Raw genomic sequence first — 22518 nt, forward strand, 5'->3', positions numbered from 1 at the left:
AAAATTTTAAAATATGCACAAAGAGGAGATGTTGTTTACAAACCTCAAATTACTAAAGGTCGTAAGGACAAAGACATTAAAATCTTTAATGAAGGTGGATCAAGTATTATCCCTATTAAAAAATCATTTGATAGAGAAAATAAAGCAACTACAATTTATATTAATTGATTATACACAGGAAAAAATGATGTTTTAAAACCTGGTGAAATGGAAGATAACTGACTTACAATAGCTAAAATAGCAGGTTATGCACTTCCTTTAAAATCAGTTATGACAGAAGAAAACGTTGAATTTATTAATAAATTGCAAAAACAATATTTACAAAGAGTTGAAGAATTAGAAAATAAATTAGAATTGAATTTAAAAGGTTCTGGATCATTTGATGATCAAAAACTAAAATCAATAACTCAAGCGAAAATAAAAGCACACGCTGGATTAACTAATGAAGAACAAAAAGAATATGAAGATTCAATTGCTTATTATAATAAATTAGAAAGCGCAAAAATTAGTATTCAATCAGTTTTAGGTTTCTTAAACAGTAATACACAAAGCGAAAATGTTCCTCAAAATGAAAAAATAGGAAATGTGTTTAAAATAATTGATGAGGATTTATTAAATACTACAAAAGAAGGTTCTGAACAAAAAACAACTACACCTGAAGAATTTTACAAAGAAATTCAAGACATTTTAAAATAAAGATAATATACAAAAATTAGCACTTGTTTGCTAATTTTTGTATAACTTATTTTCATTAATTATATAATAATATTATTAATAGAAAAAGGATGAATATGAAAAAAAGAATTGTTATAAGTGAACAAGATCCCGAAGTTTTAAATGGTCTTAGACAAATGACCGAACATTTAAAAGCTAAAAATTTAGATCCTATTTTAGTTGAATTAATAAAAATGAGATCATCACAAATTAATCAATGTGCTTTATGTTTAGAAACACATTGTCAATATGCTTTAGAGGCAGGTGAAACACAAGAAAGAATATTTTCACTACCTGCATGAAGAGAATCTGTTTTATTTACCGAAAAAGAGAGAATAGTTATTAAAATGACTGAAGAAATAACTAATATTTCTAAAGATGGATTAACTGATGAAACATATGAAGAATTAGCAAAATACTTTAATGATGATGAAATTGTTTCATTAATTATGACAGCAATTTCAATAAACACTTGAAATAGAGTTGCTATTGTTGCCAAATTAGGAAAAAAATAAAGTAGTATTAAACTTACTAAAAAATTAAACTCGAGCCAAAGTGTTCGAGTTGAATTTTTTATCCTAGTTTATTTATATTACACAACTTTTTTTATTTTAAATTTTTACAGGCCAGTTAATATTCTAATAATTATTTCTTTAATTGCAACTTTATCAAAGAATGTTTTATTTTCTAAATTTTTAGATGATAAAAACCTAATCACTCTTCTTTTATTCCTTTAAGCCTTGGTGAACCAGAAATTTCTTTATATTCATTTTCTATTTTTTTGAATATTGAATTAACCATTTCTTTTAAAGTTTCTTTTTTAGATGAACAAGAAATGGCTATGAAAGGCATTGTAGATGATGCTAAAATTGGTAAAGATATAAAATAATATTTTTTTGAATTTTTATTATGTTTCCTAACTATATTGTTTTATTCCAGCTTTTTTTTGAAATCACTTAATTTAAACATAAATATCACAAAAAATACACTTATAAGTGTAAAATTTAATTTTTGCAAATAAAAAGTTGCAGATTAACTACAACTTAAAACTATGTAAATAACTTTTTGTATTCTGAATAACCTAATTCATCCATCTTATCATAAGGAATAAAATCTAAAGCAGCTGAATTTATACAATATCTTAGTCCACCTAATTCTTTTGGTCCATCGTGAAATACATGACCTAAATGTGAATCTGCATTTTTTGAACGTACTTCGGTTCTTAACATTTTATGCGAAGTGTCTTCAAATTCCGCTAACATATCTTTTGAAATAGGTTTACTAAATGCAGGTCAACCACATCCTGAATCAAATTTATCTACTGACATAAAAAGTGGTGTTCTATCAACAATATCAACATAAATACCTTTTTCAAAATGGTGATCATATTCATTTTCAAAAGGTTTTTCAGTGTAAGATTCTTGTGTTACTTTATACTGTAATTCTGTTAATTCTTTTAATCTTTTTTCTTTATCTAGCATAATAACCTCTTACCAAATTTTACAATATTTAATGTGTATTTATTTAAACAATTTTTTAATTCATTTTAATTTATTTTCAGTATGTGGAGCAAATTGTAATTTAATATTTTTTAACAATCATTTTTTATAATAACTTTGCTCATAACTAAATGATTTGAAACCAGCATAACCTCTACTCTTACCATGACCTGAGTTTCCTATACCACCAAATGGTAAATTATAATTACTTATAAAACTTAAACTATCATTAATAGAAAATGTCCCTGTTTGAGCATATTTAAAAACATTTTTAATAAATTTTTTATCTTTTGAATAAACATAATAAGCAAGTGGTTTTTGTATTTTTGTTAAAAAATTAATTAATTCTTGGTCATTTTTATAAGTTATTAAAGGTAAAAAAGGGCCAAAAATTTCTTCTTCCATTATTTTAGAATCAACTGAAGCTTCAAAAACTACTAATTGAGCTTCTTGAAGTAAATTATTAGAAAGTTCATTTAGTCTATTTTTATGATTTTGATTAATTATTGAAGCTATTTCTTGTTTATTTATTAATGTTTTATTTAATAAAGTTAATTTTTCAATTACTAAATCTTTTATATCATTATGAACTAATAAAAAATCAGGAGCAATACATACTTGACCAAAATTAATCATTTTATTTAAAAATATATTTTCAAAGGAATAATCTAAATTAGTGTTTTTATCAATAATAGTAGGACATTTCCCACCTAATTCCAATATAGTAGGTGTTAATTTTTCTGCTGCTTTTGAAGCTACTATTTTACCTACTGATGTACTACCTGTAAAAAAGATTAAATCAAATTTTTGATCTAATAATCATTTTGAAGTTTCTAAATCACTTGGAGCACAATATATAATATTTGAATCAAAATTTTGATTTATTAGATTTATTAAAAATTCACTAGAATAAGCTGAAATCTCTGATGTTTTTAAAATTATTCTATTACCTGCAGCAATTGCTGAAATTAAAGGAGAAATAGTTAAATAAATCGGAAAATTTCACGGACTTATAATTAAAACTTGACCTAATGGTCTAAAAATAGTTTGAGATTTTGAGCCAAATAAATAAAAAGGTGTTTTTACTTTATTTCATTTAGTTCATTTTTTAATATTCTTAATTGCAAAATCAATTTCTTTATATATTAAAGCAATTTCAGTAACAAAAGCTTCATTTTTGTGTTTATTTAAATCATTTAGCAATGCTTTAAAAATATTTTCTTCATTTGCTTTAATTAGTTTTTTTAATTTAATTAATAATTCTTTACGTTTATAAATATCAATCGGTTGATTAAGTAAATTTCTTTGGTTTATATATATATCTTTCATATATTAATTTTATAGATAAAAATAAAACTTTGTAAAAACAAAGCCTTATTCTTAATATTTATCTTTTGCTCTTTGAAAATTTATTTCGTTTTTCTTATAAAAACTCTCTAAAATTTCATTTTCAGTTAAACCAATTGTTAGTGCTAATCCTAAGTATAATGAATAAACATTTTTTAATGTTTCTTCTGTTAATTCTACAAATAATTTTGTTGCAGCTTGATAAACTTCTGATAATTGCATACTAAAATTATCGTGTAATTTAATGGGATCTATAAATGGAGTGACATTATTTCTTACACAAATGCTACTTAAAAAATGAATTCCATCTGCATATTCTTCTAAAAGGGCTTGTTTATTAATATTTTTATGTACTTTTCAATACTTAAATTCCTGAACTTCGTTTGCAAATTCACTAATTTCAACTATTAAAGCAATAATAATTTTGGTTTTTAAATTATTTTCATCAGGTGAAATATTTTTAGCAAAACTTTCATCTAAATCTTTTTGTAAATTAAATACTCTTGTTAAATCCATAACTTAATTATAGAGCATTTTTATTTTATGAACTCATTTAAATAAAATACATTAAATTACAAGTGATAAATTTAAAATAAATCTAAAAAAATGATTTGTTAATCTTATATAGATAAAAATTCTATTAAAATTTTGTTGTATAATTAATTTTATGCCCGTGTGGTGAAATGGTAGACACAGTTGACTCAAAATCAACCGAAGAAATTCATGCTGGTTCGAGTCCAGTCACGGGCACCAATTAATACTTATTAAAGTTTAATTTAGTATTAGATAGATAATTTTTTTCTAAATAAAGAATTTTTATTAAATAAAATTTTTTTTATGTATAATATTAAAGCATTAAAAAATGCCCGGATGGCGGAAATGGTAGACGCAAGGGACTTAAAATCCCTCGGTGGCAACATCGTGCTGGTTCAAGTCCAGTTCCGGGCACCATTATAAGCGCCCTTAGCTCAGCAGGTAGAGCAAATGGCTTTTAACCATTGGGTCAGAGGTTCAAATCCTCTAGGGCGTACCATCAATATATTTGACCTAAAAGAGAAATTTTTCTCTTTTTTTTATTTTTTAATGAGTTTAATAAGTTATTTATTAATGCTTTTTTACTAAGCATTATAATTATTATTAGGAGTTAATCATTTTAGAAAATTAATTAAATAATAATTAATAATTATTAAACTAAATGTTAAACTTCTAATAATATAGGAATATGTTAAATTCAAAGTATAAATATTATTATGTAATACTTGAATTTTATAAGGAGAATGAAATGAAAAAAATAGCAAAATATTTAATTATTGAAAAATTAGAAAATAATTTATATTACTTAAGAATGACACCTGAAATGCAAGATGATATAGGAATAATTGGATTTTTAAAATTCATCAACACAGATAAAACCGAATTAAAAGCAAAAGATGAATTTGCAGCTCTAGAAGCTTCAAAAGCTATTTCGACTTTAAAAATGCCAGTCGATGCTAAGGTTGTAGAATGAAATAAAGAAGCAATTGAAAATCCTAAATTAATAACTTCAGCTGATGATAGCAAAAACTGAATTATGAAATTAAGTAATATTGATGAAAAAGTTTTTGCTGCCTTAGAAGACTTTTAATATGTGAAATAATAATATTCAAAACTTAAAACAATTAAATCAATTGATAAATGAAGCAGATGCAATAGTATTAGGAATTGGTTCTGGAATGACCAGTGCGGATGGAATAGGTTATACTGGTTCAAGATTTGAAGCTAATTTTGGCGATTTTATTAAAGAATTTGGATTTTTAGATATGTTACAAGCTAGTGTTTATCAATTTGATAACATACAAAATTATTGAGCTTTTCATAGTAGATTTATGGAACTTAATTATTTTAATCAACCTGCAAGCATTAGCTTTTTAAACTTAAAAAAATTTTTAGAAGATAAAAATTTCTTTATAATCACAACCAATTCAGATAATACATTAGAAGCTGCTGATTTTGATCAAGATAAAATATTTTATTTACAAGGTAAATATAATTTATTGCAATGTAGTTTAATGTGTCATAACAAAAGATACTCAAATGATAGTGCAGTAAAAGAAATGATTAAAAAACAAAAAGATATGAAAGTTCCGCTTGAATTAATACCAAGATGTCCCGAATGTGGTCTTTTTTTAGAAGTAAATAAAAGACTAAAAGGTAAGGGAATGGTAGAAGATGAACAATTTTTTATTGAAAAAAAACGTTATTGAGATTTTATTAAAAAATATAAAGATAAAAAAATATTGTTTTGAGAAATAGGTGTAGGTTTTTCAACTCCAATGTTAATCAAACAACCATTTTGAGAAATGACAAAAGGATATAAAAATTCTTTATACATAGCAATGAATAATCGTTCATATCGACTACCTAATGAAATTAAAAGTAGAACAATTGTAATAAATACAGATATAAAAGAATCAATAGAAACTTTATTAAAGGAAAAATATGATATTAGTAGAACCAATTAGAAATGGAAAATACATCAAAGATGGTGCATATTGACTTGCAATCCAAATATGAGCTGTAAATCACTTAAAATTAGATGATATTATTGTATTTCCCAATGTCGCAGATCCTCATGTTCAAATAGGTTATTTCCAAAACCCCGAAGTTGAAGTAAACTTTAAATATTTAAAAGAAAAAAATATTGAAATAGTACGTAGAAACACAGGTGGAGGAGCAATATATATAGATTCAAATTCAGTTGGTGTATGTTATTTAATACCTTATAAAGAAAATGAATCAATTATTGGAAATTATGCAAAATTTTATGCACCAACAATTGAATTTTTAAAAGAATTAGGTGCAACAAATGTAACTCAATCAGGTAAAAATGATTTAACAATCGACGGAAAAAAAGTTTCAGGTGCTGCAATGATGTTAATAAATGACGTCATTTATGGTGGAAACTCTTTACTTTATAATGTTGATTACGATGCAATGATTAATATTTTAAATCCTAATAGAAAAAAAATAGAAGCAAAAGGAATTAAATCAATCAGACAAAGAGTTGCAGCACTAAGTGATTATTTTTATGATGAATATAAAAACTTAGATATTTTTGAATTTAAAGATCTAGTTATTAAAAAATTATTTAAAACAGATGATCTTTCAAAAATCAATCGTTATGAACTAACAGAAAAAGATTGATCAGAAATTGATCAATTAGTACAAGAAAAATACAAAAATTGAGATTGAACTTTTGGTTTAAGTCCTCGTTACTCATACAATAGAGATGCAAGATTATCAATTGGAACTGTTAATTTTTCATTAGAAGTAGAAAATGGAAAAATTGATAAATTTAAAATTTCAGGTGATTTTTTCACTAAAAAAGATATAACAGATTTAGAACAAAGTATTTTAAATACTAAAATGAAACGTGAAGATTTAACTTTAGCTTTTGAAAAAGCAAATTTACAAGATTACTTTTTCAATGAGTTAAATGTAAAAGATATTGTCGATACTATTTTGGATGATAGTGAATAAAAATAATAAATATAAACAATTATTAGAACCTTTTTATATAAATAATTTTAAGTTAAAAAATCGATTTGTACTTTCTCCAATGACTTTACATTTAACAACTAAAGACGGAAAAATGACTCAAGAAGAAATTGCTTACGCAAAAAGAAGAGCATATTCTGCACCTTTGCAAATTACAGGTGGAGCATATATTGATGATTTTGGACAATTATTTGAGTATAGTTATAGTGCAAAAAGTGATGAAGATATTAAATCATTAGCTCAATTAGCAGCTGCTATGAAAACTAGTGAAAATAAAGTCATTTTACAATTAGCACATGCAGGAAAATTTTCAAAAGCTTCATTAAATAAATATGGTTACACATATGGACCTTCATATGAAAAACATCATTGACCTTTTGAACATGAAGTTTTTGAAATGTCAAAAGAACAAATTAAAGATGTTGTTTTAGCATATCAAAAAGCAACATTAAGAGCAATCAAAGCGGGTTTTGATGGGGTTGAAATATCAATGGCTCAAAAATTATTAATTCAAACATTTTTTAGCCAAATTATTAATAAACGTAGCGATGAATATTCTTCTCAAAATTTTGAAAATCGTTGCAGATTAGCACTAGAAATAGTCAAAGCAATTAGACAAACTATTAATGAAAATGCACCACAAGATTTTATTTTTGGTTTCCGAGCAACACCAGAAGAAACTTATGGTAGTGAATTAGGTTATACAATTGATGACTTTAATAAATTAATGGACTTAATTATTAAAGAAGGTGCAATTTCGTATTTAGCAATTGCCAGTTGAGGACATAACATTTATTTAAATAAGGTACGTTCAGAATCAAAATTTAAAGGTGAACTTGTTAATAAAGTAGTGTATCAACATATCAATCATAAAGTCCCTGTAATAGCAAGTGGAGGTATTAATACGCCCCAAAAATGTTTAGATGCTTTAAAATATAGTGATTTAATTGGTCTTAGTTCTGTTTTTGTTGCTGATCCTGAATTTGTAAGTAAAATTGAAAATGATGAAATAGATAAAATTAACTTAAAAATTACTCAAGATCAATTACTTGATTTAGCTATTCCACAACATTCCTTTTCAGGTGTTGTTAATATGTTTGGTTATTGTGAAACAATACCTAATGAAACAATGAATGCATTAGAAAATAATGCAAATAATAATTAAAGTATCACCCTCAGGCGATACTTTTTTTTAAAAACCAACACTAGTTGGTAGGTCAAAAAGATATGGCAGGGGATACAGGATTCGAACCTGTAACCAAGGGTTTGGAGTCCTTTGCTTTGCCGTTAAACTAATCCCCTATAAGAAGCAAATTATTTTGCTATCTTAAAATAACAGACGTCTCCATCTTGCATTAAGTAATTTTTACCTTCAAGTCGCATTTTACCTGCTTCGTGAGCTTGTTTTTCACCACCACAAGCTATATAATCTTCATAACTTATTACTTCAGCTTTGACGAATTTCTTTTCAAAATCTGTATGAATAATACCAGCACATTGACTTGCGTTTTGTCCATTTTTAAATACTCATGCACGTGTTTCTACTTCTCCAGCTGTAAAATAAATTTTTTGGTCTAGTAAATAAAAACTTTTTCTAATTAATGTATCTAATCCACTATATTCTAAACCATATTCTTTTAAAAATTCTTGTTTTTCTTGTTCTTCAAATTTTGATAATTCATATTCAAGTGAAATACAAATAGGAATTAAAATATCATTGGTTTTTTCTAAATAAGTTTTTAAATTATTAAAATGAATGTTATTTTCTAAATTATTAATATCATTTTGTTTTAAATTAGCCACATAAATAATTGGTTTTAAAGAAAGTAACTGTCAAGATTTTATAATCTCTTTTTCTTCATCAGATAAATCTATTTCACGAGCTGATTTTTCTGCTTCAAGTAAAGTTTTTAATTTATTTGCAATTTCAAGTTCTTTTAATAAAGTTTTATCATTAGTTGCTTTTGCTCTTTTTGCAATACGATTTATAATATTTTCAATTGTTTGTAAATCAGCCAAAATAAGTTCTAAGTTAATTGTTTGTAAATCATCAATAGGATCAATTTTATTATTTACATGAACTATGTTAGTGTCCTCAAAACATCTAATAACATGAATGATGCTATCAACTTCACGAATATTTGCTAAAAATTTATTTCCTAATCCTTCACCTTTGGAAGCTCCTTTAACAAGACCAGCAATATCAACAAAATTAAATGTTGCATGAACAATTTTTTTAGTTTTATTTAATGTTGCTAATGTTTCTAAACGTTTATCATTTAATTTAACATTTGCAACATTAGGTTCAATAGTTGTAAAAGCATAATTATTAGCTTCAACTTCATTTAAAGTTAAGGCATTAAATAAAGTACTTTTCCCTACGTTAGGCAGTCCTACAATTCCAGCTTTCATATTTTTTCCTTATTTATGATATTTAATATTATTTTTGATTGTATAAGCTCGATATATTTGTTCAAGAGCTATAATTCTAAACAATTGATGAGGAAATGTCATTTTCGATACTTTTATTTTATTTTCAAAAAATTCTTCATTCACACCATTTGAACCACCTATTACAAAAGTTATATTGTCTGTGTTTGTTATTAAGTTACTAAATTCTTGAGATGAATATTCTTTACCATGTAAACTAAAATAATAAACTAATGAGTTTTTGGGAATTTTGTTGAGTATATTTTCTGTTTCTTTTTGTTTTTTTAGTTCAATGTTTGATTCATTAATTTCTTTAATTTCAATAATTTTAACATCAACTAAAAACTTGATTTTTTTTAAATAAGTATCTAAAATATTTTGATATTCAGTAGTTAGTGATCCTACTGCTATTAAATTTAATTTCATTATAATTTACTTTTTCTTTGATCCATATAAAACATTAACATTTGAATATCAGCAGGATTAATACCACTAATTCTTGATGCTTGGCCTATTGTTGTGGGTCTGATTTTAGAAAGTTTTTCTTTAGCTTCATGTGCTAAATTTTCAACTAAAAAATAATCTATATCTTCTGGTATATTTAAGCTCTCTAATCTTTTCATTTTTACTGCTTGATTTAATTGTTTTTCAATATAGCCATGTAAACGAACATTAATTGCAAGTTCATCAAAATATTTAAAATCATCATCAATTAAATCTTTAGCATCCACATCAGGACGAGCTAATAATTTTAAATAACTTATTCCGTGCTCAACATTATATTTTTTTCCCAGAGCACTAGTTGAACTTACATATTTATTTTTAAATTCATTGATTTTTTGAGTAATTTGTGAGTATTTATTTTGAATTTTTTTAAATTCCGCTTCAGAAATCATTTCATTTTCAAATGCATATTTTGACATTCTTTGATCGACATTATCGTTTCTTAGTAATAAACGATATTCAGCACGACTAGTTAACATACGATAAGGTTCTGCTGTACCTTTTGTAACTAAATCATCAATTAAAACACCAATATAAGAATCACTTCTATCTAAATATAAAGGAGTTTTATTTTGTAAATAATTTGCAGCATTTATACCTGCTACTAATCCTTGAGCAGCAGCTTCTTCATAGCCACTGGTTCCATTAGGTTGACCTGCACTAAAAAAGCCTTTAATTCATTTAGTTTCTAAATTTCTTTTTAAATCTAAGGGATTAATTGCATCATATTCTATTGCATAACCATATTTTTGTACTTTTGCATTTTTTAGTCCAGGAATAGTTCTAATCATTTGATCTTGTACTTCGATAGGCATTGAAGTACTTAATCCGTTAATATACATTACATCGCCTTTTTTAGTTTCAGGTTCAAAGAAAATATGGTGTGAAATTTTTTCTTTGAATCGCACTATTTTATCTTCAAAAGAAGGACAATATCTAGGACCTGTACCAACAATTAAACCACTATACATACTAGAACGTTTTAAATTTTGTAAAACAATTTCTCTTGTTTGTGCAGTTGTATGAGTTAATCAACATGATGTTTGTTCATCTAAAACAATTCCACTTCTTGAAGAAAAAGAAAGTAAGTTTTTATCTAATGCTTCTTGTTCCACTTCACTAAACTCAATAGAATCTGTATAAATTCGACATGGAGTTCCAGTTTTTAGTCTTTGTAATCTAAAACCATATTTTTCTAAATTCTTGGATAGATTTACATCGGTTCTTTGATCATTTGGTCCGGATTGTTTAACTGTTTCACCTTGTAAAATCCGAGAATTCATATACACACCAGTTGTCATAACTACTACATTTGCATATAATAAATCATTTTTTTCAGTTTTAATACCTTTAATAGTTTGATTTTCTACGATTAATTCTAAAACCAGATCTTCTATTAAAGTAATATTTTTTTGTTTTAAGATGTCTTCTAAAATTAATTTACAATATTCATCTTTATCAATTTGAGCACGTAAGCTTCAAACTGCAGGACCTTTTGACGTGTTTAAAACCTTGATTTGTATCATTGCTTTATCAGCAAATAAACCTTGAACACCACCTAATTCATCAATTTCACGAGTGATGATACCTTTTGCACTACCACCAATTGATGGATTGCAAGGCATCATTGCTAATTTAGTTTGATCTAAAGTCACTAAAGCAACTTTTAGATTTCTTTTGGCTAAAGCATAAACAGCTTCAATTCCAGCATGTCCTCCACCTATTACAATTGCATCGAATTTATTATTTTCCATCTTCTTCTTTTATTCGTCTTAAAATGTTTTCTATTCTTTGTGCTTGATTTTCTAATTTATCAATTGTAAAGTGAATTTCAGGTAATCTGTGGTATTTTCAACTTTTAGATATGACACTTCTTAAAAAAGGTGACATATTAACTAATTTATTAAAATATCTTTCTTTATCTTTAAAAATTGTGACATACACTTTAACATGTGAATCATCATTAGATAGTTCAATATCATTGATTGCAACATTTGTAACATCAAAATCTTTTAAATCATACAAAGCATTTGATAATAATTGTGTAAATAAACTTGCTTTACGTTCATGTTTGATATTATTCATCTTCTACTAATACATCCTCATAAAATCTTAAAATATCATCTACTTGTATGTCATTAAAGTCTTTAATGTGTGTTCCAAATTCAAAACCATTATCAACTGATTTGGCATCATTTTTTTCTCTTTTTAATGAATCAATTACACCTTTATAAATGACCTTATTTCTTCTAATAACTTCTACTTTAGCATTTGCTTTAACTTTTCCATTAACAACTTTAGCACCTGTTATTTGACCAATTTTTGAATAGAAGAAAATTTGTAATACAACTGCTTCAGCAATTTGTACTTCTTCATAAACAGGTTCTTTAAATCCTTTAATTTTGTGTGTTAATTCTTCAACAATTTTATAAATAACATTGTAATTTTTAAATACTATATTTTTTGAATCTGCATAACTTTTAACTGATTCATTTATATTTACATTAAAACCATAAATTAAAGCTTCACAAGTGCTAGCTAAAGCAACATCAGCTTTTGTAACATCTCCTATAGTCGCTCTAATAATTTTGATAGAAACTTCTTCAGTTGTTAAATTTATTAATGTGTTTTTAATTGCTTCAGCTGTACCTTGAACATCTGTTTTGACAATAACATTAATTATTTTGGTTTTTTCATTTGTGTTAGTTAATTGAATATTTTTTTCGTTTAATTCTTTTTGTTTATCTAAGAATTTCTTCTCTTCTGCTAGTTTTTTAGCAAATTTTTCATCACTAATACCTACAAATTTATCACCAGATTGAGGATTTGAATTTAGACCAGTAATAACACAAGGCATTCCAGGTGTTGCAAATGTTATATCATTTCCTTCAGTATCAGTTAAACTTCTAATTTTTCCATATTGACTACCAGCAACTATAAAATCACGAGGTAATAACGTTCCGTTTTCAACAATTAAAGTAGCAACAACACCTTTTCCTTTATCTAATCTAGATTCAATAATTGTTCCAATGGCTTCACGGTTTCAAACAGCTTTTAAATCTAAAATTTCAGCTTGTAAGAAAATAGCTTCAAATAATTTTTCAATTCCTTCACCAGTTAAGGCTGATCCATATACAAATTGTACGTCTCCTCCTCATTCTTCACTTACAATATCAGATTCAGAGAGTTGACTTTTTAATTTTTCTACATCTTTATTAGGTTTATCCATTTTATTTACAAAAACAATAATAGGAACATTAGCAGCTTTTGAATGGTCAATAGCTTCAATGGTTTGTGGTTTAACTCCATCATCTGCTGCTACAACTAAAACAACAATATCAGTTACTTTTGCTCCTCTTGAACGCATTTCGGTAAATGCTTCATGTCCTGGAGTATCTAAAAAGGTAATATATTTTTCATCATATTTAACTTGATATGCTCCAGTATGTTGAGTAATACCACCAAATTCACTAGAAATAACATCACTTTTTCTAATTTTATCAATCAAAGTAGTTTTACCATGGTCTACATGACCCATAATTGTAACAATTGCTGGTCTAGTTTCTAATTTTTCGTTTTCAGTATCAATTATTAAACTATCTACTACATTTTGTGCATTTACGTTATCACTTTTAACAAAATCTCAACCAAATTCTAAACATAATTCAGCAATTTCTTCTTCGTTTAAAGTAGTATTAATATTTTTTAAAATTCCTTTTTTGAAAAAGTATGTAATGATTTCATTGGAAGTTTTAGTAATTCTTTTACTAAATTCATTAATAGTCATTGGACCTATAAAGTGGAAAATGCCATCTTCTAACTTAACTTCTGATTTTTCTAAATGAGTTTTTATATCATTTATATTTGATTTTCTATTTGATTTTTTTGCCATATTCTCACCTCTTCTTCTAATTCTTTGTATTTGCCAATATTGATATTCATCTTAAAAGCTCTATTTAAAAGTCTTTTTTTAAAAAATATATCAATGTTATTTTGGTCATTTAAACATCAACAACCACGACCACCCAATTTACGTTCTGAATCAAAATAAATGTCTTTATTTATTTTTGCAAAACGTATCATTTGGTGTTGTAAATAAATCAATCCATCTACACAATTTTTTCTGTATTTTATTGGTTTTGACATTAATTATTCTTCTTCATCTCAATTAATATTATCTAAATCTAAATCTTCAATTCCTTGGATTAAGTCTTTATCTTCATGGAAGTCACTTAATTTAGTTTTAGTTATTTGTTCATAATCTTCTTTATATGATTTTGAATATGGTTCATCATCTTCAATGTTATCATCTAAATTATCAAGTGCTTCTTCATCCATAAATTTTGTTTGTTTAATTGCCTCTTCTAAGTCACTATCAATATTAAAAGTAGAATTTGTGTTTTGAGAATCAAAAACTCTGCTTTCAAATAACTTAGCATCTTCAATTTCAAATTCTGATTTAAATTTTTGAAGATCTTGTTCAAATAATGAGTTAAAGTCAAAAGTATTTGTTTGTTTTCTTTGAAGTTGTCTTTTTTGTTGTTGGTGTTTTAATCTTTGCCCTTGTTCTAATAGTTCAACTTCTTCTTGACTTATATTACCATTTCAACCAAAAACAAGATTTTTTTCTAATGCCTCAGAATAACTTAAAACATTAATTTTAGAAGATGTTAATTCTACTGCTAAAACAACATTATTTCCTTTTCTTCCAATAGCCAAAGTGTGTTGACGATCAGGAACAATAACATCAAATGAATTAGCATTTTCAATGTTTTCATTTAAAATTACATCTATTACTCTAGCTGGAGCAAGAGAATTCATAATAAATTTCTTAATATCATCACTATAATTAATAATTTCTAATTTTTCTCCATGAAGTTTTGATTCAATTGCTTTAATTCTTTCTCCATTTGAGCCAATAATTGAACCAACTGCATCTAATAAATTATTATTTGTAGCTTTTACTGCTATTTTGGATTTATCTCCAATAATTCTTGCAATTTTTACTATTTCAATATCGTCAGTATCAAATTCAGGAATCTCGTTTTTAATAATTTGTTCTAATAAAATATTCTCTGAACTTGAAACTATAACTTGATAAAATTTACTATCTTCAGCAACATCTTTAATCACAACATCCATTAAAGTTCCTGTTTCAGGAAGAATTTTTTGGTTGGCTTTTTTTAGAAACATAAAAGCTTCAACTTCATCATCAAAAGAAACTACTGCTCCTTTATCTGTTTTTGAAATTAATTTAGCACGTAAAATTTGACCTTTTAATTGTGAATATTTTTCAAATATGACTTTCTTTTCATATTCTCTTGTTAATTGGTTAAATGTAGAAAGAATTTGTGAATATACTTTTTTAGGGAATTTTTCAAAATCTACCTTTTCACTCATTAAATCTTCAATTTCTATTTCAGGATTTATTTTAATAGCATCAGAATAGGCAATTTGAATACATGGAATAAAATTATCTTTTTGATCTTCATCTTCAGGATCTTCAACGACCATTTTAGAGTGATTTATTAATTCAAATACTTGATTTTTAGAATCAAAAATAAATTCTAAATCTGCATCTTTATCATAAAGCTTTTCAAAGTTTTTTGTAATAGCTTCTTGAAACATATTTTTAACTTCATCATAAGGAATATTTTTTAATTGTGATAAATTAAAAATTTCTTCAAAAAATTTGTTTGACATAAAGTCTCCTAATTAAAAATTACTTTTTGTATTTTATTTATATTGTCTTTTTTTATATATATTTTTTGAAATTGACCTTTATTATTAATTTTTCCAAATAATTCATCAATTTTATTCTCTTTTAAAATAATTTCAATAACTTTTTTGTCTTTATATGGTTGATTTAATGTTATTTCAATTTTTTTATCGATGTAATTATTAAGTTCATCAAAAGGGATATTTAAATCTATTCCTTTTGAAAAAATATCTAAATAATAATTTACATTAGTATCAATTTCATCAATAAAATTGTTTATTTCTTTTGTAATTAAATTTACTTCTTTAAGATCATGAGTATTTAATTCTATACTCAAAAATCTTCCCTCTGGAGTATTTAATCATTTACAATAACTAATTTGTGTAGTAAATTTTTTTAAAATTTCATCAATAATGTTCATAATTGTCTCCATTGAAAAAGGCTACCCCAAAAAGGGTAACCTTTTGATATAGGTCTTTTTATTATAGCATAATAAAATGGATTAATAAATTTTTTGTTATTTTCTTAATATATTTAATGTATTGATTTATGTTGTTTTTTTTGAGAATTTTAAACTAATTAAGAAAATATATTTTTTAACAAGTTATGTATAACTTATTTATCATATTCATATTTATATAAATAAATTATTTTTATCATTGATTTTATTATATTTTTAAAAAAGTTGATTTTTTAGTATTTTTAAATTAAAAAATAGCTTTTTGTTTATAATTTTTATATAAAAGTATAAAATTAATAATGAAATATTTAATAATTAATAAAGGAGGATTTTATGCTAGATTCAAAAGATGTACAAGATAACAAAAATTCAGAAGAAGAAAATGCTCCAGCAGTTGTTGGAACTTTAACAGTTTCAAATGAGCTATTAGATTTTTCATTTTGCAATAAATCTAACAAAACTGAATGCAAAATAGATACAAAAAATAAAGATGAATGTGCATGCGGTGATTTAACACCTCGTCAAAGAGCTATTCTTGAAAGAAAACAAAAAGAAGAAGCTAAAAAAGCTAATGGAGGAAAATAAATAATGGAAGCAAGAGAAGAAAAATTATCAGGAATCCGTAAAGCTATTGCAAAAAACTTAAAAAATGCAATGGACAGTGTTGCTTATACATCATTAGTTCAAAAAGCTGATGCGACAGCATTATGAAACTATAGATTATCTGTTAAAGATAAAGTTTTAGCAGAACAAGGTGTAAAATTAACATTCTTATCATGAGTAATTAAAGCAACAAGTATTGCTTTAATGGAATTTCCAATGTTTGCTGCTAAAGTAGATGAAGAAGCAGGAGTTATTAAATATCCTGGACAAATCAACATTAGTATTGCAGTTGATACACCATATGGACTACTAGTTCCAGTTATAAAAAATACTGAAAAACTTTCAGTAGTAGAAATCCAAAAAGAAATTGTTCGTTTAGCAGAATTAGCAAGAGGAAGAAAAATTACTCAAGCTGATATGCAAGGTGCAGACTTTACAATTACAAATATAGGTAGTGTTGGAATTTTATTCGGGAATCCAATAATGAACTATCCACAAATCGGAATTTTAGCTGTAGGAGCTATATTTGATGAATTAGCTCGTAAAAATGGTGAAATAGTTGATAAAAAATCAGTATTTCTAACTGTTGCAGCTGATCACCGTTGAGTAGATGGTGCTGACATTGGACGTTTTAATGGACGTATTATACAATTACTTGAAGAACCAGAAAAATTAGGAGAATTATAATTTTATGTTTCAAATGAAATTTACAGACGTAGGAGAAGGTTTACACGAAGGAACAATTGCCGAAGTTTATGTAACAGAAGGTCAAGAAGTTAAAGAAGGTGATAACCTATATTCAGTTGAAACAGATAAAATGACAACTGATATTCCTGCACCAGTCACAGGAAAAATTGCTAAAATTTTAATTGAACCAGGTAAAGAAGTAACCATTGGGGATGTTGTTTTCGAAATTGAAGAAAGTTAATCTTTTTAAATAATATAAAAATCAGGATGAAAATCTTGATTTTTTATATACCATTATTTCATATCATACTAATTTCTTTAAATTCTCTTTGGATTGTTAAATTAATAGTTGGTGCAACAAAATATGTTTCAATTATTTTCTTATATCTTATTTTATTATTTGATTGTAAAAATTTAATAATTCAATTAAAAAATCATTTGTATATTTTTTTAATTCACCATTATTTTTATAAAATGTATTTATTTTATAAAGTGTATATTTTAATATAATAAGTGATACAAATTAATTATAAAGTGCGCTTTAATATGTTTATCAGTTCGAACAAAAATTGTTCTTATTTTTAGTGCATTTTAATGTCTAAAATTTTCTTCGATTTGTCATTTTTTTTTGATATATATCTACAAGCTCTTCAGGACTTAAAAACCTGTCTAGAAGCTGCATAAATATAATACTCATCATATTTTTGATCTTCGATTATTTTTCATAATCTAATTCGAAAGTCATTTGTCCGACTTTTTTAAAAAATTTATTTTGTTCCATTCTTAATATTTCATAGCATTTACATAACTCTATTTGTTTTTTTCTTATTAAATTTATCAATTAAATTTATTTATCATTATTATCTTTTTTTAGCACGTTTTTTACTATATGTAATTATTCGTCTTCTATTATTTTCATTTAATCTTTTACCTTTTTAGTGAGATTGATATAAATATTCTTTTGAACACAAAATTTTCATTATTTTTAATAAAATCATCTAAATTTATAGTGCATATTTCTTAAAAGTTTCATATGATGTGTTTAATCTATAAGAAATAATAAAATCTATATTATGACTTTCTAAAAACCTAATATTTCATTTATAGACATACCTTTATCAGTAATAATTGTAACTGTATTTATGTTATAAGTTTTTGTAAGTTCTAAAATAAAAGGTATAAATGTATATTAATCAGATGTATTTCCTTTAAACACTTTTAAAAACATTAGATTCCATTTGAATCTGTAGCCATTCCAATGACAACTTGATCTTCTTTAAATTTTCCATCTTTAGAATAACCTAGAATTATTAAATCATCTCTAACAAAAGATTCAAAATAAACAGTTGAAGAATCATAAAAAATTAGTTCAATATTTCTATTTGTTTTGTTGATATTTTATCATTAATATTTTTTAAAATATTGGTTTCATTATCAACTAGAATATCTAAAAGATTGTAAAAAGTATATTTTTTGAAGAAATATTGTTTCAAAATTTATCTCTATTTTCAAAACTTTTTATTATTGGATTATTTTATAATATTCTAGATCCCCTTTAATATTTAAGTAATTCTTCTAAATTTTTATGTTTTGTTTTTTCAATAGAATGAATCTATTATTGAATAAAGTGTTGTTATCTCTATATTAGTTCAAACAGTTTTTTCGATGAATGATTTAAGAAAATTTAATAATGATTTGTAATTCTTTTAGATCATCAATGTATTCTAAATTTGGTAACCATCTTTAAATATTTCATTATTTTTATCACTTTTAATAAATTAATATTACCTAAGCTACAAACTCTTTTATAAGCTTTTTAAAACCATAGGTTTTACAACTTGACAATAATCATATTTACCATTATTGTTTATCTGACTAGATATTTTTCCATATTAATGTTATATAATGACATATTTTCTTTATGTTTTAAATATATAATTTAATAATTTCTAGAAAATTATTCCTATTTCTTGGATCTAATTACGAAACTAAGAATAATACATTGACTAAAATTAATTTAAAAAATAGCTCACTCATTTGTGAACTATTTATTATGATTTTTATTTTTTGGTTGTTGAAAATTGAAGTATTGTTTGTTCTCCATAAGCTTGAGCAGCTGCTACATATGCTTGATATTTTTCTTGTGCTGTTTGTAATAGAGTTTGTTTATTATTTTGGGTTCCTGTATTTTCATTATTTGCATAATTTTTCTGTGCAGTTACAAACTCATCTAAAGCACTTAAGTAAGCTAATTGTAGTTTTCTTCTTTCTACTTTTTCTTTTGTAGTAGTTAATAATGTATCAAGTTCTTTAGAATATGTTTTATATTCAGCATATGTTGTGCTTGTGTTAACTTTATTTTGTATTTCATTAAATTTGTTTTGGAATTCTTCATATTGATCTTTATAATCTTTTCCTAAAGAAACGATATTTGTTGAGAAGTAATCTCTTACTGCTTTATGAGATTTGTCGTATTTTGCTTTATTTGCTCATAACATAGTACTATTTAAATCTGTAATTCCTTTTTCAAATTTATCTTTTGTTTTTTCATCAGCTGTAGCTGTTGTATTAATCATTTCAATTTTTGAATTATAGTCTATTTTAATTTGATCATCATCAAAACTATCTTTATCTGATTTTGCTTCTAATAATTTGTCAATATATTTACTGTATTCCATTAATAATTTAGTTAATTTTGTAACTTTATTAGTTGCTTTATTTATTTTTTCTGATTGTACATCTGGACTATTTACCACTGTATCTTGCTCTGCAACTTTTTGTGAATTATATGAAATTGCATTTACATATTTAGGATCAGTGTATTTGTCAGCTTCTTTTTTATTATTTTCTTTTGCTTTTAGATATTCTAATTTATCAATTTCAGCTTGAACTAATTTTGTAGCTGCTTCATATGATTCAACAGTTCTTGGATTTGCTAAATTATTATCAATATTTTCTAATTGAGTCATTAAATTAGCTTTTGTTGTTGGATAATCATCTAATGGTTTAGTATTTGCTTCATTAACTTTTGCTTCATATTTAGTTTTTGCTTGATTTAATTCATAATCATTTTTATCTTTTGTTGCTTTTTCAATCGCTTTATCTAATATATCTTTTGCAACTCCATAATCAGAAGTCATATCTTTATTTGCTTCTGTTTGTGCTTTTTCAATTTCTGCATCTAAATCAGTTGAAATTGCATTATATTTAGTTTCTTTTTTAAGTTCAGTAGATAATGTTTCAGCTCTTGTTTTTGAAGCTTCATAAGCTGCTTTTGCATCCATTTTTTCTTTGTCTAATTTTGCTTTTTCTAATGCTTTATTTAAATCTTCTACACCTTTATTATATAGTTCCACTGTTTTATTAGTTTCTGCTGTAACTCTATCTTCTACTACTTTTACTTCAGAATCTAAAGTGGTTTTTGTTGTTACATAAATTGGGTTAGTTGACAATGTATCTTTACTATATGATTTAACTTCTGCTAATTTATCTTCATAAGCTTTTGAAGCTACATCTAGTTTATCTTTTTCTTCTTTAGCAATTTTTGCTTTATTTAAAGCTAATTGTAATTTTGCAGTTGCAATATTATAATCATTTGGTTCAATGGTATTATTTTTTTCTTTTTCTGAAATTGGTGTTGTTTCAGCTTCTTTAGAAGTTTTTAATTCTTCTAAAATTATTGCATATTTAGGATCTTGAAGTTGTTGTTCCATATCCATAATTTCTGCAAGTTTTTTATCATATGCATCTTTTTGCTCTTTTAGTAATTGAGCACGAATTCTTTCTTCTTTTTCCATTTTATATGTTTGAGCAAATTTTAGTGCTTCATCTAATTTAATTTTTCCATCAATTTTTGCTAATAATGTTACATTAAATCCTGAAATTAAATCACTTGAATTTTTTATTTCAACATCTAAAGCTGTTTTGAATTCTTGTTCTTTAGTATCTGCTATATCATTCATTTTAGATGATAGATCTCTTGCAAATAAAATTTCATCTCTGTAGAAACCTATGAATTTTTCACCATGTACATCTTGTGTTTCTGGTCATAAATAATTATATGCTTTTGCGTAATCAGAATTTGTTTCTGGCAATACCATTTTTTGTGCATAAAAGTTTCTTACAAATAAATCATCAAAAATTGATTCATAACCTTGTTTATCTTCTGAATAATTCATTAAAGCTTGAGCGGTTTTTAATGCAAATTCATACATTAATTTTGATTCATCAGTTTCACCATTTAATGTTTTTTGCATATCAACAGTTGCATTTCATAATTCTTTTTCTGTTTCAACTAATGAAGTAATTCTTTCTGCTTTATTAGCATCAGATGTAGAAGGATCATTGTATATTGAGATAGCTTCGTTAGATTTTGAAATTTTTTCTTGATAAGCTGCTAACCCATCATATTTTTTACCATCTAATTGTTTTTCTACTTCTTCTGCATTTTTTACTTCTTCTTTATATGTTGTCACAAATTCATCTACTAATACATAATATTTTTGTAAATAATCTGCTGTAACAGAATCAATTTTATTTGTTTCGTCTGCATTCAATTTTTTATATGATTTAACTTCATCATATTGTAATCTTCTTAATTTGTCAAAGGTATTTTTATACATTTCTTTACCAATAAATTTATCTTTTTTATCTACATCTACTAGTGTGTTTATTAAAACATTAACTTTTGAATCTAAACTCATGAAACTCTTTTGTGAATTATTCAATTCTTGTTCATTGTTAGTTTCTGTAGTTGCACATGAAGCTGTTATAGCTGCTGCTGTTGCAGCTACTGCAGTCATTGCTACTGTTGAACCAACAAGTAAAAGATTTTTCTTCTGATTTCTCATAATATGTTCCTTTTTTTTTTTTTTTTTTGTCAATATAAAAATGACATTTATTAAATATCTAAAAATATTTTACAACAATTTTATTAAAATTAATTATTTTAATTAAAAAACCGACAAAAGAAAACAAATCTTAAACGAAACAACAACTTTTTTAATAAAATTCATCTA

21 protein-coding genes, 4 tRNA genes and 1 pseudogene are annotated in these 22518 nt (G+C 25.1%); 12 read left to right on the plus strand and 14 right to left on the minus strand.

The genetic code is table 4. The annotated features are described in order from the left end of the window. The first annotated feature begins 207 nt into the window (after nucleotides 1-207). Together HLA92_RS02340 and HLA92_RS02345 are read left to right on the plus strand one after the other, a co-directional pair. Nucleotides 208-696, plus strand: a complete 489-nt coding sequence (locus HLA92_RS02340; protein ID WP_171113151.1) for a hypothetical protein — start codon at nucleotides 208-210, stop codon at nucleotides 694-696. A 95-nt stretch (nucleotides 697-791) separates the two neighbouring features. Next, entirely contained in the window at nucleotides 792-1229 is a 438-nt protein-coding gene (locus HLA92_RS02345; RefSeq protein WP_171113153.1) for a carboxymuconolactone decarboxylase family protein, read from the plus strand. A gap of 172 nt (nucleotides 1230-1401) precedes the next feature. On the opposite strand, the gene HLA92_RS02350 is transcribed toward HLA92_RS02345, so the two are convergent. The 4 genes from HLA92_RS02350 to HLA92_RS02365 form a co-directional block, all read right to left on the minus strand. Further along, nucleotides 1402-1566 (minus strand): hypothetical protein, encoded by a 165-nt coding sequence (locus HLA92_RS02350; protein ID WP_171113155.1) that lies wholly within the window; start codon nucleotides 1564-1566, stop codon nucleotides 1402-1404. Between the two features lie 197 nt (nucleotides 1567-1763). Continuing rightward, nucleotides 1764-2195 carry a peptide-methionine (R)-S-oxide reductase MsrB gene (gene msrB, locus HLA92_RS02355; RefSeq protein WP_171113158.1) on the minus strand — a complete coding sequence of 144 codons (432 nt, stop codon included), beginning with the start codon at nucleotides 2193-2195 and terminating at the stop codon, nucleotides 1764-1766. A gap of 39 nt (nucleotides 2196-2234) precedes the next feature. Continuing rightward, entirely contained in the window at nucleotides 2235-3542 is a 1308-nt protein-coding gene (locus HLA92_RS02360; RefSeq protein WP_171113161.1) for an aldehyde dehydrogenase family protein, read from the minus strand. Between the two features lie 51 nt (nucleotides 3543-3593). Then, nucleotides 3594-4076 (minus strand): dUTP diphosphatase, encoded by a 483-nt coding sequence (locus HLA92_RS02365; protein WP_171113163.1) that lies wholly within the window; start codon nucleotides 4074-4076, stop codon nucleotides 3594-3596. Between the two features lie 153 nt (nucleotides 4077-4229). On the opposite strand from HLA92_RS02365, the gene HLA92_RS02370 reads away from it, so the two are divergent. The 7 genes from HLA92_RS02370 (at nucleotide 4230) to HLA92_RS02400 (ending at nucleotide 8262) form a co-directional block, all read left to right on the plus strand. Further along, a tRNA-Leu gene (locus HLA92_RS02370) sits at nucleotides 4230-4313 on the plus strand. 111 nt (nucleotides 4314-4424) lie between these two features. Beyond that, nucleotides 4425-4511, plus strand: a tRNA-Leu gene (locus HLA92_RS02375). A 6-nt stretch (nucleotides 4512-4517) separates the two neighbouring features. Continuing rightward, nucleotides 4518-4593: transfer RNA gene (locus tag HLA92_RS02380), tRNA-Lys, on the plus strand. Between the two features lie 249 nt (nucleotides 4594-4842). Next, nucleotides 4843-5184 (plus strand): glycine cleavage system H family protein, encoded by a 342-nt coding sequence (locus HLA92_RS02385; protein ID WP_171113166.1) that lies wholly within the window; start codon nucleotides 4843-4845, stop codon nucleotides 5182-5184. Between the two features lies 1 nt (nucleotide 5185). Beyond that, entirely contained in the window at nucleotides 5186-6061 is an 876-nt protein-coding gene (locus HLA92_RS02390) for an SIR2 family NAD-dependent protein deacylase (RefSeq protein ID WP_171113168.1), read from the plus strand. Continuing rightward, a complete protein-coding gene (locus HLA92_RS02395; protein ID WP_171113170.1) occupies nucleotides 6039-7079 on the plus strand; it encodes a lipoate--protein ligase in 1041 nt (346 codons plus the stop codon). Before HLA92_RS02390 ends, HLA92_RS02395 begins: the two co-directional genes overlap by 23 nt. Next, on the plus strand, nucleotides 7066-8262 hold the full coding sequence (locus HLA92_RS02400; protein WP_171113172.1) for an NADH-dependent flavin oxidoreductase: 1197 nt from the start codon (nucleotides 7066-7068) through the stop codon (nucleotides 8260-8262). The genes HLA92_RS02395 and HLA92_RS02400 overlap by 14 nt, the downstream gene beginning before the upstream one ends. Before the next feature lie 63 nt (nucleotides 8263-8325). Here the strand turns inward: HLA92_RS02400 and HLA92_RS02405 are convergent. The 9 genes from HLA92_RS02405 to HLA92_RS02445 all read right to left on the minus strand — a co-directional run bounded on the left by HLA92_RS02405 (nucleotide 8326) and on the right by HLA92_RS02445 (nucleotide 16183). Next, a tRNA-Trp gene (locus tag HLA92_RS02405) sits at nucleotides 8326-8399 on the minus strand. 12 nt (nucleotides 8400-8411) lie between these two features. Then, the gene (ychF, locus tag HLA92_RS02410) at nucleotides 8412-9509 is read right to left on the minus strand and encodes a redox-regulated ATPase YchF (protein WP_171113174.1); all 1098 of its coding nucleotides are present in this window, start codon (nucleotides 9507-9509) and stop codon (nucleotides 8412-8414) included. 9 nt (nucleotides 9510-9518) lie between these two features. After that, complete coding sequence (locus HLA92_RS02415; RefSeq protein WP_171113176.1) at nucleotides 9519-9953, minus strand: 23S rRNA (pseudouridine(1915)-N(3))-methyltransferase RlmH; 435 nt, start codon at nucleotides 9951-9953, stop codon at nucleotides 9519-9521. Beyond that, nucleotides 9953-11785 carry a tRNA uridine-5-carboxymethylaminomethyl(34) synthesis enzyme MnmG gene (mnmG, locus tag HLA92_RS02420; protein WP_171113178.1) on the minus strand — a complete coding sequence of 611 codons (1833 nt, stop codon included), beginning with the start codon at nucleotides 11783-11785 and terminating at the stop codon, nucleotides 9953-9955. The genes HLA92_RS02415 and mnmG overlap by 1 nt, the downstream gene beginning before the upstream one ends. Continuing rightward, entirely contained in the window at nucleotides 11775-12116 is a 342-nt protein-coding gene (gene rbfA / locus HLA92_RS02425) for a 30S ribosome-binding factor RbfA (protein WP_171113180.1), read from the minus strand. The genes mnmG and rbfA overlap by 11 nt, the downstream gene beginning before the upstream one ends. After that, nucleotides 12109-13923 carry a translation initiation factor IF-2 gene (infB, locus tag HLA92_RS02430; RefSeq protein ID WP_171113182.1) on the minus strand — a complete coding sequence of 605 codons (1815 nt, stop codon included), beginning with the start codon at nucleotides 13921-13923 and terminating at the stop codon, nucleotides 12109-12111. The genes rbfA and infB overlap by 8 nt, the downstream gene beginning before the upstream one ends. Beyond that, nucleotides 13890-14177, minus strand: a complete 288-nt coding sequence (locus tag HLA92_RS02435) for a DUF448 domain-containing protein (protein ID WP_171113184.1) — start codon at nucleotides 14175-14177, stop codon at nucleotides 13890-13892. The genes infB and HLA92_RS02435 overlap by 34 nt, the downstream gene beginning before the upstream one ends. Nucleotides 14178-14180: 3 nt before the next feature. Next, nucleotides 14181-15734 carry a transcription termination/antitermination protein NusA gene (gene nusA / locus HLA92_RS02440; protein ID WP_171113186.1) on the minus strand — a complete coding sequence of 518 codons (1554 nt, stop codon included), beginning with the start codon at nucleotides 15732-15734 and terminating at the stop codon, nucleotides 14181-14183. An 8-nt stretch (nucleotides 15735-15742) separates the two neighbouring features. Then, on the minus strand, nucleotides 15743-16183 hold the full coding sequence (locus tag HLA92_RS02445; RefSeq protein ID WP_171113188.1) for an LSm family protein: 441 nt from the start codon (nucleotides 16181-16183) through the stop codon (nucleotides 15743-15745). A 360-nt stretch (nucleotides 16184-16543) separates the two neighbouring features. On the opposite strand from HLA92_RS02445, the gene HLA92_RS02450 reads away from it, so the two are divergent. From HLA92_RS02450 to HLA92_RS02460, 3 genes and pseudogenes are all read left to right on the plus strand, one after another. After that, nucleotides 16544-16795, plus strand: a complete 252-nt coding sequence (locus HLA92_RS02450) for a hypothetical protein (RefSeq protein ID WP_171113190.1) — start codon at nucleotides 16544-16546, stop codon at nucleotides 16793-16795. A gap of 3 nt (nucleotides 16796-16798) precedes the next feature. Next, entirely contained in the window at nucleotides 16799-17500 is a 702-nt protein-coding gene (locus tag HLA92_RS02455) for a 2-oxo acid dehydrogenase subunit E2 (protein ID WP_171113192.1), read from the plus strand. Nucleotides 17501-17504: 4 nt separating this feature from the next. After that, nucleotides 17505-17735, plus strand: a pseudogene (locus tag HLA92_RS02460) (biotin/lipoyl-containing protein); the annotation flags it as partial. 1825 nt (nucleotides 17736-19560) lie between these two features. On the opposite strand, the gene HLA92_RS02465 reads toward HLA92_RS02460, so the two are convergent. Next, nucleotides 19561-22350, minus strand: a complete 2790-nt coding sequence (locus tag HLA92_RS02465) for a hypothetical protein (RefSeq protein WP_171113196.1) — start codon at nucleotides 22348-22350, stop codon at nucleotides 19561-19563. Between the last annotated feature and the right edge of the window lie 168 nt (nucleotides 22351-22518).

Source organism: Mycoplasma miroungirhinis (assembly GCF_013008815.1).
GTDB classification, from domain to species: Bacteria; Bacillota_I; Bacilli_A; order Mycoplasmatales; family Metamycoplasmataceae; genus Metamycoplasma; species Metamycoplasma miroungirhinis.